This is a genomic window from Microbacterium sp. BG28, assembly GCF_034044005.1.
Lineage (GTDB): Bacteria > Actinomycetota > Actinomycetes > Actinomycetales > Microbacteriaceae > Microbacterium.
The window spans coordinates 586,479-600,190 of record NZ_JAXCHA010000001.1; the positions used below are offsets into that span (position 1 = coordinate 586,479).

Below are 13,712 nucleotides of genomic sequence, written 5' to 3' on the forward strand. Positions count from 1 at the left end.
GCGGGGCGCGGCGCTCACGCGCCGCCGCTGCGCCGCTTGTTGAAGATGTCGAAGGCGACCGCCAGCAGCAGCACGATGCCCTTGATCGCCATCTGCCATGCCGCATCCACGCTGAGGATCGACAGGCCCATGTTGAGCACGCCCATCACGAGGCCACCGATCACGGCGCCGACGACCGTTCCGATACCGCCCTGCACCGCTGCCCCGCCGATGAAGACGGCGGCGATCGCATCCAGCTCGTAGTTCTGACCTGCCGAGGCGACCGCGCTGCCGGCACGGGCCGTGCTCACCACGGCCGCGAGACCCGCGAGCACTCCCATGTTGACGAAGATGAAGAAGTTGACCCACCTCGTCTTGACACCGCTCATGACGGCGGCGAACAGGTTGCCGCCCATCGCGTAGATGTGCCGGCCGAACACCGTGCGGTTGAGCACGAACGTGTAGGCGAGCACGAGCACCGCGAGGATGATGAGCACGATCGGCGTTCCGTTGTACGTGGCCAGCGTCCACGCCGTCGCCATGATCGCCACGACAGCGACCGCGTTCTTCAGCCAGAACGACCACGCGACCTCGCGCGGCAGTTCCATACGGCGCAGTGTGGCGCGCGTGCGCAGCTGCTGAGCCACGAGCGCGACGGAGGCGAGCAGGCCCAGCACGAGGGTGAGCGCGTCGCGGTCCGCGACGTAGCCGAACACGGGCGGCAGCCATCCGGCGCCGATCGCCGTGAAGCCGTCGGGGAGTCCGCTGATCGTGCCGCCGGTGAGCAGAACGAGGGTGAGACCGCGGAACAGGAGCATGCCCGCCAGGGTCACGATGAACGCCGGTATCCCCACGAACGCCACCCAGAACCCCTGCCATGCGCCGACGACCGCGCCGACGACGAGGGAGAGGATGACAGCCGCCCACCACGGCAGCCCCCAGTTGTTCATGGAGATCGCCGCGATCGCGCCCACCATGGCCACGACCGACCCGACCGACAGGTCGATGTGACCGGCGATGATGACCATCACCATCCCGATCGCGAGGATCAGGACGTACGCGTTCTGCTGGATGAGGTTGTTGACGTTGCCGGGCATCAAGAGGCGGCCGCCGGTCATCACCTGGAACAGGACGATGATGATGACCAGGGCGGCCAGGATGCCGTACTGACGGAAGTTGATCCGGGCGAGCAGACCCCGCCTCTTCTTCGGCGGGGTGTCCACCGTCTGCGTCGACGCAGTAGCCATGTCAGTTCCTTCCGGCGGTCATGTGCCGCATGAGCGTTTCCTGGGTCGCATCGGCACGGTCGACCTCTGCCGTGATGCGCCCTTCGGAGATGGTGTAGATGCGGTCGGAGAGCCCGATCACCTCGGGAAGCTCCGAGGAGATGACGATGACCGCCTTCCCCTGCGCCGCGAGTTCGTTGATGATGCCGTAGATCTCGTACTTGGCCCCCACGTCGATTCCGCGAGTGGGTTCGTCGAGGATGAGCACGTCGGGTCCCGTGAACATCCACTTCGAGAGCACGACCTTCTGCTGGTTGCCACCGGACAACCTGCCCGTGATCGCCGCGACGCTGGGCGCCTTGATGTTCATCTTGTAGCGGTACGAATCGGCCACCTTGTACTCGCGGTACCGGTCGACGACCCCGAGCCGCGCCAGTCGCGCGAGCGCGGATGCGGAGACGTTGACCTGGATGTCGCCGATGAGGTTCAGTCCGTACTTCTTGCGATCCTCGGTGGCGTAGGCGATGCCGTGGCGGATCGCCGCATCCACCGTGCGCACGTCGATCCGCTCGCCGTTCTTGTACACCTCGCCCGAGATGCCGGTGCCGTACATGCGACCGAACACGCTCATCGCGAGCTCGGTGCGCCCCGCGCCCATGAGACCGGCGAAGCCGACGATCTCGCCCGCTCGCACCATGAAGGATGCGTCATCGATCACGACGCGCTCGGTGTCCACCGGATGGTGCACGGTCCAGTGCTCGACGCGGAACAGCTCCTCGCCGATGTCGGGCTCGCGCGGCGGGAACAGGCTGTTGAGGTCGCGGCCGACCATGGCGCGGATGATGCGCCCCTCATCCGTCTGCGGATCGTCCCTGCGCATCGTCTCGATCGTGCGTCCGTCACGGATGATGGTGATGCGATCGGCGATGCGCAGCACCTCCTTCAGCTTGTGGCTGATGATGATGCAGGTGATGCCCTGAGCGCGCAGCTGGTCGATGAGATCGAGCAGGTGGGCGGAGTCGTCGTCGTTGAGCGCCGCGGTGGGCTCGTCGAGGATGAGCAGCTTCACCTCCTTGGCCAGCGCCTTCGCGATCTCGACCAGCTGCTGCTTGCCGACGCCGAGCTCGAAGATCTTCGTCGCAGGGTTCTCCTTGAGGCCCACCCGCGCGAGCAGGGCCGCCGCTTCCCGGTTCGTCGCGTTCCAGTCGATGACGCCGCGCCGGGACTTCTCGTTGCCGAGGAAGATGTTCTCGGCGATCGAGAGGTACGGACTCAGCGCGAGCTCCTGGTGGATGATCACGATGCCGGCCGCTTCGCTGTCGTTGATCGAGCGGAACGCGACCTGCTCGCCGGAGAGGGTGATCGTGCCCTGGAAGCTGCCCGCCGGGTAGACGCCGCTGAGCACCTTCATGAGCGTGGACTTGCCCGCGCCGTTCTCGCCGCAGATCGCGTGCACCTCGCCGGGATAGACGTCGATGGAGACGTCCGAGAGCGCCGGCACGCCGTTGAAGGACTTGGAGATCCCCGCCATGCGCAGGATCGGTTCGGTCATGGTGTGTCCCTTCGCCGCCCGCGGGCGACGCTCGAGCGGCGGGGCGGGTGAGACCCGCCCCGCCGCGTGGATGGATCAGAGACCGACGTCGGAGGCCTTGAGGAAGCCGGAGTCGATGAGCTTCGACTGCACGTCGTCCTTCGTGACGACCTCGGGCGTCAGCAGGTACGACGGCACGACCTTCTTGCCGTTGTCGTAGGTCTTGGTGTCGTTGACCTCGACCTCCTTGCCCTGCGTGATCTCCTGGATCATCGTGAACACGCGGTCACCGAGCGCACGCGTGTCCTTCCAGACCGTCATGGACTGCAGACCGTCGAGGATGGCCTTGACGTTCGCCTTGTCCGCATCCTGACCGGTGATGATCGGGTAGTCCGCGCCCGCGGTGTAGCCCGCGGACTTCAGCGACGCCTCGATGCCGATCGCGAGGCTGTCGTTGGGCGAGAGCACCACGCTGACCTTCTTGCCGTCGCCGTAGAACGACGAGAGGCGGTTGTCCATCTCGGCCTGCGCCTTGTCGGACGCCCAGCCCTGGATGCCGATCGACGCCCACGCATCGTCGTTCGCAGGAGCCTTGCCGCTGGGAACGACCAGCTGGCCCTTGTCGATGTAGGGCTTCAGGACGTCCCACGCGCCGGCGAAGAAGAACTTCGCGTTGTTGTCGTCAGGGCTGCCGGCGAAGGGCTCGAGGTTGAACGGGCCCTTGCCGTCTGCAAGGCCCAGCTGCTTCTCGATGTACTGGCCCTGGAGCGTACCGACCTTGTAGTTGTCGAAGGTGGCGTAGTAGTCAACGTTCTCGCTGCCGTTGATGAGGCGGTCGTAGGCGATGACGGTCGCGTTCTGCGCCTTCGCCTCCTCGAGCACCGGGCCGAGAGTGGAACCGTCGATGGCGGCGATCACGAGGATCTTCGCGCCGCCGGCGAGCTGGTTCTGGATCTGGCTGATCTGCTGGTCGGTCTTGTTGTCGGCGTACTGCAGATCGACGGTGCAGCCGGCGTCCTTCAGCTTGGCCTGCAGCTGCTCGCCGTCATTGATCCAGCGCTCGAGACTGCGCGTGGGCATCGCGATGCCGACGTTGCAGTCGGTCGAGGCGGCGGCGCCGGACGGGTCGTCGCCGCCCCGCGTCGACGAACACGCGGCGAGGCTGATGGCGAGGGCGCCGACCGCCACGGCCGCAAGGAGCTTCTTCTTCATGTGATGTGCGTTTCCTCTCTGAATCGCAAGGCCGATAGCGGCGCGCCCGCACTGTCGCTGCGGCGGGCTCGGGGCTTCGTCGTCCCGGCTGATGACCGTCGGAATTATGACGGCTCCGTAAAATTAACCACCTCGGCTGATTTTGTCTAGAGGCACAACATAAATGCGTGGGAGCGATCTCTCCCCGAGGGAGGACCACGCACGCGCGGAGACAGCGAGCCGCTACTGGTTGCGGAAGGCGTCGTCGAAGGAGGCGGTGGGAGTGGGCCAGAGCAGGCTCCGGACGAACTCGACCGCTTGGGCGGCGCCGTGGCGGCGGTCCATGCCCGCGTCCTCCCACTCGATGGAGATGGGGCCGGTGTAGCCGATGGCTTCGAGGGCGCGGAAGGAGTCCTCCCAGGGCACGTCGCCGTGACCGGTGGAGACGAAGTCCCACCCCCGGCGAGGATCCCCCCACGGCAGGTGCGAACCCAACACGCCCGCCCGACCGTTACGGGGCCGCATCCTGGTGTCCTTGCAGTCCACGTGATAGATCCGGTCCTGGAAGTCCCAGATGAACCCGACCGGATCGATGTTCTGCCACATCATGTGCGACGGATCCCAATTGAACCCGAACGCGTCGCGGTGATCGATCGCCTCCAGCGCCCGCACAGAACTCCAATAGTCGTAGGCGATCTCACCCGGATGCACCTCGTGCGCGAACCGCACCCCCTCCGAATCGAACACGTCGAGGATCGGATTCCACCGCGCCGCGAAATCCTCGAACCCACCCTCGATCACCGAGGCCGCAACCGGCGGGAACATCGCCACATACGGCCAGATCGACGACCCGGTGAACCCGACGACCGTGTCCACACCGAGCTTGCGGGCCACCCGCGCCGCCCGCTTCATGTCCTCCGCCGCCCGCTGACGCACACCCTCCGCGTCACCATCACCCCACACGTACTCGCGCACGATCGCCTCATGACGAAAATCGATCGGCGCATCACACACCGCCTGACCCGCCAGATGATTCGAGATCGCGAACACCCGAAGTCCGTACCGGTCGAGAATCTCCCGCCGCGACGCGACATACGCATCATCCACATCCGCACGACGCAGATCCAGATGATCACCCGACGCCGCGATCTCCAACCCGTCGTAGCCCCAGGATGCGGCGAGGCGCGCGACCTCCTCGAACGGAAGATCCGCCCACTGACCGGTGAACAAAGTGACGGGATGCGTGTTCATCGGCTCTCCTCTGGGGTCCGGCTTCTGTCGGCATCCTGTCACAAGTCGCACACCCATCCGGCGAATCACAGAGAAGGAAGAGCAGAACGCGTGTGATTTACTACCCCTATGACGGACGCGGGCAGGGCCCTGGGGAGCACTCCCGCCGGCGCCGGCGACATCTTCCAGCTCCTCCTGGACGGTCACGCGCGCACCAAAGCGGACCTGGTACACCTCACGGGCCTGGCCCGCTCGACCGTGTCATCGCGCGTCGACGCCCTGCTCGCTTCGGGACTGGTCTCCCCCGCCGGAGAAGCAGCCTCGACGGGCGGACGGCCTCCCTCGCGCGTGGCGTTCAATCCGCGCGCGGGACTCGTGCTCGCGGTCGATCTCGGCGCCTCCCACGCGACCATCGCCGTCTCCGATCTGAGCGGTCGGATCCTCGCGACGGTCACGCATCCGATGGACATCGCCAGCGGACCGGTCGCCGTCCTCGACCACGTCGCCGAGCAGGGCACGGCACTGTTGGAGGATGCGACTCTCGCCGCCATGCCCCTCGCGGGGGTCGGAATCGGCGTGCCGGGTCCGGTCGAGCACTCGAGCGGACGCCCCTACAACCCGCCGATCATGCCCGGGTGGGACCGTTTCGACATCCCGTCCTACATCCGGCGCACGTTCGACGTCCCCGTCTTCGTCGACAACGACGTCAACCTCCTGGCGCTGGGCGAGCAGGCGGCGAGCTTCCCGGAGACGACCGATCTGATCTTCGTGAAGGTCGCCACCGGCATCGGCGCCGGAATCATCGCGGGCGGCCGCTTGCAGCGCGGCGCTCAGGGGTCCGCGGGCGACATGGGTCACGTACGCGTGCCTCACGTGAGCGCGTCACGCGGCCGCCGTGTGGAGGAGCTCGACCTCGAGGACCTCGCCAGCGGAAGCGCGATCGCCGCGACGTTGCGTGCCCAGGGCGTCGAGGCCGAGACGAGTCAGGACGTGATCGAGCTCGTCCGCGCCGGCAACGCGGCGGCCATCGATGCCCTGCGCCAGGCCGGACGCGACGTCGGCGAGGTGCTGTCGACGGTCGTCAACCTGCTGAACCCCTCCGTCATCGTGCTCGGCGGGAGCATCGCCCGCGCCGGGGAGCACCTGCTCGCCGGCGTGCGCGAGGTGGTCTACCGCCGCTCCATCCCGCTCGCCACCCAGCATCTCGCGATCGTGCAATCACCCACCGCCGAGCGCGCGGCCGTACTCGGCGCGGCCATGCTCGTCGTGCGCGAGGTGCTCTCTGCCGAGAACGTCAACATCCGGGTTGCGCAAGCCGCGGACTGACGCCGCCGTGTAAGCCCTGAGTGCCGCGCACGTCCAGCCCTTCCTTCGGCGGGCGGCCAGCCACCAAGGTGGACAACGTGGACATCACGGATGAAGTCGGCACCTGGGTCGCGCAGCAGCGGTGGTACGCCGGGAAGAGCCATGAACCGCGCTTCCGCGTGCTCGATGCCCAACCCGCCCCTGCTGCCACCCGCTATCTGCTGATGGACGACGCCGGCACGCTCCCTGCGCTGTATCACGTGCCCGTCGGCGTCGTCTCGCACACGAACGAGGGCGATGACGTGATCGGGCGGACGGTCGACGGGCTCCTCGTGGATGCGGCGCGCCAGAGCGCCTTCGCGATCGGCACTCTCGAGGCCATGGGCGTCGACGTGAGTCACGTCACAGGCTCGCGGGTGCTGGCGGTCGAGCAGTCCAACACGTCGATCATCTTCGAGAAGGACGGCCGCCCGTCCATCATCATGAAACTCTTCCGCACCCTCCACCACGGGGAGAACCCCGACGTCACCGTACAGCGGGTGCTGAGCGCCGCCGGGTCGCCGTACGTCCCCCGGTTCTACGGCAGCCTGGATGCGGAGTGGCCGGATGTGGGGCGCGAGTCCGGGGTGGCTCGCGGCACGCTCGCTTTCGCGCAGGAGTTCCTCCGCGGCGTGCGCGACGGCTGGTCGGTGGCACTGGAGGCGGCGCGCGAAGGACGCGACTTCACCGAGGCCGCTCGCGACCTGGGGACGGCGGTGGCCGGGGTGCACGGCGCTCTCGGTGCGACCCTCGGCGCATCCGCTCCCGACTCGGATGCGGTCGCGGCCGTGGGCGTCGCCTGGCGGCGGCGACTCCGGATCGCCGCCACGGAGGTCCCGGCGGTCGCCGACCGGCTCACCGCGATCGAGGGGGTCTATCGCGCCGCACTCGAGCGACCATGGCCACTCCTGCAGCGCATCCACGGGGACCTGCATCTTGGACAGGTACTCGCCGTTCCCCACGGCGGCTGGCGCCTCGTCGACTTCGAGGGGGAGCCGCTGCGACCGATGACGGAGCGGGCGATCCCCGACCTGCCGCCGCGCGACGTGGCGGGCATGCTGCGCTCCTTCGACTACGCGGGGGCGGTCGGCGAGGCGCCCGACGCCGCGGCGTGGTCCGCCGCCTGCCGCAGCGCATTCCTCGATGCGTATATGAACGCGCCGGGCGCCGTCGCGCTCGACCCCGTTCTGCTGCGCGCCCTCGTGCTCGACAAGGCCGTCTACGAGTCGATCTACGAGGCGCGAAACCGCCCCGACTGGCTTCCGGTGCCCCTCGCAGGCATCGACGCGGCGCTGGCCGGCTGACTCAGTCGACCTCGGGATCGGCCTCGGGCGCCCGGAGCATCAGGAACCGCGCGCCATAGGCGGGCAGCGACACCGCGAAGCTCTGCAGGTCGTCCACACGCCCCGCATCCTCGCCCGTCGCGGCGTCCGTCACGTCGCTCTGCGGCAGCAGATGCTCCGAACGCACCGTTCCGACGATCGGCTCGGCGGAGAAGTTCAGCACGGTCACCTGCATCGGCGCATCGGCGGCCGCATCCCCGTTGTCGAGTCGATGCACGAGGACGAGCATCGCCGCGTGCGCCACCTCCGGCACATCCACCTGGGTCGCCGTCGCGATGCCCGACTCCCGGCGCAGGTCCAGGATGCCGGCGAGGCGGTTAGCGAAAGAGTCGGCGTCGTCGAGCTGCGCGGGCAACGGCCCGTAGAGGGCTCGGCCGCGCGGCATTCCCGCCGCCGAGCGCGTGGCGGCGGGATCGGCATCGAGCAGGTCGTGCGCACCCCGCTCGATCCAGCGCGTGTCACCGGCCGAGATGAGATCGGCGACCTCGTCGGCGGGGACGGTCAGCATCCCGACCAGGTCCCAACCGGAGAGGGCGAAGACACCGGGCTGCCACGCGTTGTACGCGCAGAGGAGGAGGTGGGCGTCGCGGATGACCGGCACGTGCTCGTCACGGACGTCGTCGAGCCGCTCGATGCCCTGCGTCGCCGCGATCAGCGACGCCGAGGTGCAGGCGATCCCGTTCTGCGTGAAGACGCGGTTGTAGTCGGCGGTGCCCGTCAAGTGCTCGGTGAGCTCGGCGCGCACGAGTTCCGCGAGCTCGGCGCCTGAGATCTCATGTCCGCGGAATCGGTAGAGATCTTCGGCGTGGCGGGTAGCCCAGTGGACCAGCTCGTAGGTGAGCTCGTCGTGGTTCTGGAGCCCGTGGACGAGCTGCACCGGCGCGACACCCAGCTCGAGCGACGAGGTCAGAGCGAGCCGCAGGAACTCGGTCTGCCCCGTGGCGAGCGCATGGTGGTAACCGGGCCGTCCGATGAAGTCGTACGAGAGGTCCGCGCCGACGGCTCCGGTGTCGCGGATGTCCTCGATCGTCAGGTTCAGCTCCTGGAAGGTGAAGCCGCCGACCTTTCGCACCATGCCCGCGATGATGTGGTTCGCCGCGTGCGAGAGCGGGTGCCCCTCGGACCATGCCGGCAACCCTTCCGCGCTCTTCTCCACGCCGAGGAAACCGTTGGCGTCCAGACGCAGCGCACTCGTGCCGAGCTCCCCGAGCGAGTGCAGGGCGTCGCCGATCACCAGCCGCATCCCGGCGAAGGTCGGATCCAGCCAGTTGATCGAGGGCTGTCCCTGCTTGAAGTAATGCAGGTACACCCAGCGGCGGGTCGCGCCGTCGGGGCCGATGACGGGCGCGGTCGTGCTCCAGTTGGTCTCCTTCACCCCGGGCGTGTAGAAGATCACGCGCTGCAGGGCGCCGATGATGTAGCCGCGCTCTGCGAGCTCGTGCTCGGTGGCGGGGTCGAGGTTCACGCTGTCGACGCCGTCGGGCACATCCGGCAGCAGCGACCAGTCCTCCCGCGGGATCTCGACCATGTGATAGATGCCCGGGTAGTCCTTGAAGCCCATCTCTGCCAGGCGGAAGTCGGCTCCCTTGCCCGTGTGACCGGGAACGATGTCGTCGATGACGCTGCCGCCGTACGCGTCGGCGACGTCGCAGAGCGTGCGGAACTCGTCCTCGGTTCCGAAGGCGGGGTCGATCGCGGTGCTGATGCGGTCGAAATGGCCGTCGACGCTGGGGGTCTCCCCCCAGCCCGCGATGCCTCCGGCGCGCTTGACGGGTCCGGTGTGGATCGCCGTGATCCCGATGCGCTCGAAGACCGCCCACAGCTCCTCATCCCCGAGAGCCGCCAGGAAGGACTGGCCCGGGCGGGTGATGAGCGAGATCGGATAGGCCGTGAACCACACGTCGCTCGTGGCGATCGCCCGGCGCGCATCGGGACGGGCATAAGGATTGCGCCACATCGCGGGCTGGCCGGAGAGCTGTCGAGCGAGAACGTCCGCGTCCTTGAGCATCGACTGCCGCACGAGCCACTCGACGTAGGACGGATTCGTGCCGTTGGCGGTGCGCGGATCGGTGCGGATGCGGCGGACGCTGCCCCCTCGGAACTGGTCACGCGGGCGAAGCCGCCGCGGACGAGCCGGATACCGCTGTTCGTCGTAGCTGATCTCGGCGGCCTCGAGCTCGCCCTCGCCCGCCTCCGCGGCCATCTTGGGCAGGTCGATGGGGCCGGTGTAGAGGTCTTCGGGTCGGTCGTCGTCGCGCGCCATTCCTCCACGGTAGAGATTCCGCCCGCTCGCCACGAGCACTGGCGCGTATCTGCCGGAACAACTATGGGTGCGCGCCCGAGGGAGGAGGACGCTACGCCGACGCCTCCATCGCCTCCGGAGGTCGCTCGGCCTCGGCGGTCCCCGACGGCAGGCGAAGGGTGAAGGATGCTCCCTCCGCCACGTCGTCGGCCGTCAGCGAACCGCCGAGCGCCGCGGCCAGGGTGCGACTCACCGCGAGCCCGATCCCCGTTCCCGGCACAGCGCTCTCGCGGGCCGCGGACGCCCGGTAGAACCGGTCGAAGATGCGTTCCAGATCCCTTCGGTCGATGTGCGACCCGGTGTTCGCGACGGTGATCCAGACGGTCTCCGCTCCTGCGCCCGCGACCACGCGCACCTCGTCGCCCTCGCCCGAGTACTTCACTGCGTTCGAGACGAGGTTGCCGAGGATGGCGACCAGGGCGGCACGATCCGACCGCACGAGCGCATCCTGCTCGATGTCGACCGTGACCGTGCGCAGCTCCAGCTCGGGCGTCACGCACGGGTCGACGACCTCCGCCACGACCGAGCGAAGCGAGATGTCCGTCATCTCCAGGCGCGCAGACGAATGAAGGCCGTCGAGGAACCGATTCGACAGCGCGAGCAGTCGGTCGGCGTTGCGGGCGATGACATCGACGTGCGCGCGCGAGTGGGTCGGCAGCGGTTCGGACAGGAGGAGCTCGGCATATCCGATGATCGCGTTGAGGGGCGCGCGCAGTTCGTGCGACAGCGTGGCCAGCGCGTCTTCTCTCTCCCGCCCGCGGCGCAACTGATCGGTGATGTCCTGGGCGACGATCATCGTCCCCAGACTCGACCCGTCCGAGGCCGTGAGGCGCAGAGCGGTGGAGATCAGGGCGAGCTGCTCACCCGGCGGGCCGATCCAGAGCAGTTCTCCCTCGACCGCCTCTCCGCTGATGGCACGCCGGAGTGCCTGATCGGCGGGGGCGACGGGAGTCACGCGGTCGGCGGCGTACATGTGTGCACAGACGCCCGTCGTGGAGTCCAGTCCCGCGAGCTCTGCGAAGGCGCGCGAGCGGCGGTTGGTGATCAGGGCGCGCCTGTTCTCGTCCAGCACGACGACGCCGATGTCGGCGGTCTCGGCATAGCTGCGCAGAACGGCACCGAGACGCTCGATCTGCTTGCCACTCGCGCTCTCGCGCTCGCGCGCGTCGCTCAGCAGTGCCTGGAAGTGTCGATTCGTCTCCACGAGGATGCGGGCGACGACCACGAAGACAGGCATGACGATGGCGAACAGCAGCACGCTCGCCCAGTTGGCCGCGGTGAGCGCGACCTGCGTGAGCAGCGGCGGCGCGAGGATCGCGACGTAGACGCCCACGAGCCCGGCACCGGCTCCCCACCTGCCGCCGATCGTCGCGAGCCATACGGCGGGGAAGGCGGCGAGGGCGGCGATCGCACGGACGTCGTTGTACATGGACAGGGCGAGGCAGATGCTCGCGACCAGGTCGGCCCCCGCGATCGCCGACTGCCGCGAGAAGGGCCACCGCTCGAACGGCAGCGCGAGAGACATGGCGGTCGCGGCCGCGACGAGCAGGTAGCCGAAGACCGCCAGCAGCGGCTGCTCGGGCATGACCCCCAGAATCGCGGCGACGACCGCGAGCAGCACGAAGGTCGCGACGATCGCCGACTGCGTCTGCACGAAGAGATACACCCTCGCGCGCCATGCCGCAGCGCTGTCGGAAGCCACCCCTCCTCCGATCTGCCCGTCCCCACGACGGAACGCTTCCGTCCCCACGACGGAACGCCTGAGAGTAGCGCGTCCACCCCGATCGGCGCGCCTCTCTTCTCGCGCAGAAGGCCAGGGTGTATGTCCCCCGAGACGTGTCGAGCGCAATCTCGTCAGGTGTCCGGCGACCGGATGCGGGAACTCGGCTTGACTCGCCGCGAAGCCGCCCTCACCGCCGGCGGACACCGCGTGAAACGGAGACAGCCATGAGCAGCACACCCACCTTCGACCCGTCCGATTTCCTCATCGTTCCCGCCAAGACGTTCGAGCAGCTCGAGGTCGGGGACGTCTTCCGCGCCCCCAGCCGCACGCTGACGGACGCCCACGCCTCGGCGTTCCAGGCCGTCTCTGCCGACAACCACCCGATCCACTACGACGAGGAGTACGCCAGAGCGCACGGACACAGCGCTCCCGTGGTGCACGGCCTTCAGGTGCTGGCCTTCACGGCGCCGGGCGCGACGCTCTTCCCGCACTACATCGGCGACATCTTCATCGCGTTCACGAGCGTGAGCGCGCGCTTCCTGGGCGAGGTCCACGCGGGCGACACCCTCTACCCGCAGCTGGAGATCATCGATCTGTCCGAGGTCGACGGCGCGGGACAGGTCACGACGCGTGCCACCATCCACAATCAGCGCGGTGACCTCGTGCTCGACGGCAACCACACGTACCTGCTCACGCTCACACCGCAGGCCGGCTCATGAGCCTGCGCCGCTCGGAGATCATCGGCGTCGGGTGAGCAGCGCGTGCACGGGCCCCTCGACGCCCCTGTGGAGAACCACGGCGAGGGCCGATGCCGCGGCGAACGCCAGAACCGCAGCTCCGAGCGCACCCGCGTCCGTGCGCTCGGGAGTCAAGAAGCCGAGCACGCACTGGAGTACCAGAAGATGCACCAGGTAGAAGGCGAAGGATGCCGCACCGAGCTTCTGCAGAAGCGACGACGAGAGCCAGGAGCCTCGCCCGTCGAGGTCGGCCGTGGCGAGCGCCACGACGAGGAGCACGAAGCCGAGACTGGTCGCCGAGGCCGCACCGAACGGCGTCTCTCCGAGGAACGAGGCCGCGATGTATCCCCCGAGCGTTGCCGACAGCGGGAGGATGAGGCCGCGCAGACGCCAGCCGTGGCCGCGCACGAGACATGCCGCAGCGATACCTGCGATGAACTCGACCAGGCGCACCGGTGGAAAGCTGTACGGCGAGATCCCGGGCGCCGCCAGAGCGACCACGGGCGCGACCCAGGTCGCGGCGAGACTGAGCGCGAGGATCGTACGCGTCACGGTGACGCCGCGCGCGGCGATGACGCGGATCAGGAAGGGCGCACAGAGGTAGAAGAACACCTCGCACGCCAACGACCACGAGACCGGATTTCCCGTTTGCCACCAGGGCGACCACCAGGAGTTGACCAGCAGCAGGTTGGCGACGAACGAGCGCGGATCAGTTGTGCGGATGGCAGGGAACACCGTCGCGCCGACGCAGACCGCCAGCGCGACGCCGACGAGGTGCAGCGGATAGACCCGCGCGAATCGTCGCAGGTAGTAACGACCGATGCCCGTCGGGCGGTAGGAGTAGGCGAGCACGAACCCCGAAAGGATGAAGAACAGCGACACGGCCGTCGATCCCGCGCCGGAGAAGACCGACAGCAGCGTCTGCGCAGGCCCGTCGAAGTACTGCATGTTCCGCAGGTGGTAGACGAAGACCGCCGTCGCAGCCACCCAGCGCAAGCCGGTGAGCGATCCGAGCGACGCGGTCGCCACGGGACGACTCGGTGCACCGATGGGCGCGGGGGAAGCGAGCAGCGTGGTCATGGCACGAGCCCACTCGTCCGGGTGTT

At 68.3% G+C, this 13,712-nt stretch carries 10 protein-coding genes; 3 read left to right on the top strand and 7 right to left on the bottom strand.

The features are described from left to right. Window positions 1-14: 14 nt before the first annotated feature. From mmsB to SK224_RS03000, 4 genes are all read right to left on the bottom strand, one after another. Window positions 15-1,226, bottom strand: coding sequence for a multiple monosaccharide ABC transporter permease (mmsB, locus tag SK224_RS02985; RefSeq protein WP_137418164.1), 1,212 nt, complete (start codon window positions 1,224-1,226; stop codon window positions 15-17). A 1-nt stretch (window position 1,227) separates the two neighbouring features. Beyond that, complete coding sequence (gene mmsA, locus SK224_RS02990) at window positions 1,228-2,757, bottom strand: multiple monosaccharide ABC transporter ATP-binding protein (protein WP_320433309.1); 1,530 nt, start codon at window positions 2,755-2,757, stop codon at window positions 1,228-1,230. Between the two features lie 75 nt (window positions 2,758-2,832). Beyond that, window positions 2,833-3,948, bottom strand: coding sequence for a multiple monosaccharide ABC transporter substrate-binding protein (gene chvE / locus SK224_RS02995; protein WP_320433310.1), 1,116 nt, complete (start codon window positions 3,946-3,948; stop codon window positions 2,833-2,835). Between the two features lie 222 nt (window positions 3,949-4,170). Further along, window positions 4,171-5,178: a sugar phosphate isomerase/epimerase family protein gene (locus SK224_RS03000; protein ID WP_320433311.1), complete on the bottom strand. Its 1,008-nt coding sequence runs from the start codon at window positions 5,176-5,178 to the stop codon at window positions 4,171-4,173. Between the two features lie 108 nt (window positions 5,179-5,286). On the opposite strand from SK224_RS03000, the gene SK224_RS03005 reads away from it, so the two are divergent. Next, a complete protein-coding gene (locus SK224_RS03005; RefSeq protein ID WP_320433312.1) occupies window positions 5,287-6,483 on the top strand; it encodes an ROK family protein in 1,197 nt (398 codons plus the stop codon). A 77-nt stretch (window positions 6,484-6,560) separates the two neighbouring features. Further along, window positions 6,561-7,805 (top strand): maltokinase N-terminal cap-like domain-containing protein, encoded by a 1,245-nt coding sequence (locus SK224_RS03010; RefSeq protein WP_320433313.1) that lies wholly within the window; start codon window positions 6,561-6,563, stop codon window positions 7,803-7,805. Between the two features lies 1 nt (window position 7,806). Here SK224_RS03010 and treS read toward each other — a convergent pair whose 3' ends face one another. Continuing rightward, window positions 7,807-10,107: a maltose alpha-D-glucosyltransferase gene (treS, locus tag SK224_RS03015; protein ID WP_320433314.1), complete on the bottom strand. Its 2,301-nt coding sequence runs from the start codon at window positions 10,105-10,107 to the stop codon at window positions 7,807-7,809. Between the two features lie 91 nt (window positions 10,108-10,198). Continuing rightward, entirely contained in the window at window positions 10,199-11,848 is a 1,650-nt protein-coding gene (locus tag SK224_RS03020; protein WP_320433315.1) for a sensor histidine kinase, read from the bottom strand. A 245-nt stretch (window positions 11,849-12,093) separates the two neighbouring features. Between SK224_RS03020 and SK224_RS03025 the strand changes: the two genes are divergently transcribed. After that, entirely contained in the window at window positions 12,094-12,588 is a 495-nt protein-coding gene (locus tag SK224_RS03025) for a MaoC family dehydratase (RefSeq protein ID WP_320433316.1), read from the top strand. Between the two features lie 18 nt (window positions 12,589-12,606). Here the strand turns inward: SK224_RS03025 and SK224_RS03030 are convergent, their stop codons facing one another. After that, on the bottom strand, window positions 12,607-13,686 hold the full coding sequence (locus SK224_RS03030) for an acyltransferase (RefSeq protein WP_320433317.1): 1,080 nt from the start codon (window positions 13,684-13,686) through the stop codon (window positions 12,607-12,609). Window positions 13,687-13,712: the final 26 nt, after the last annotated feature.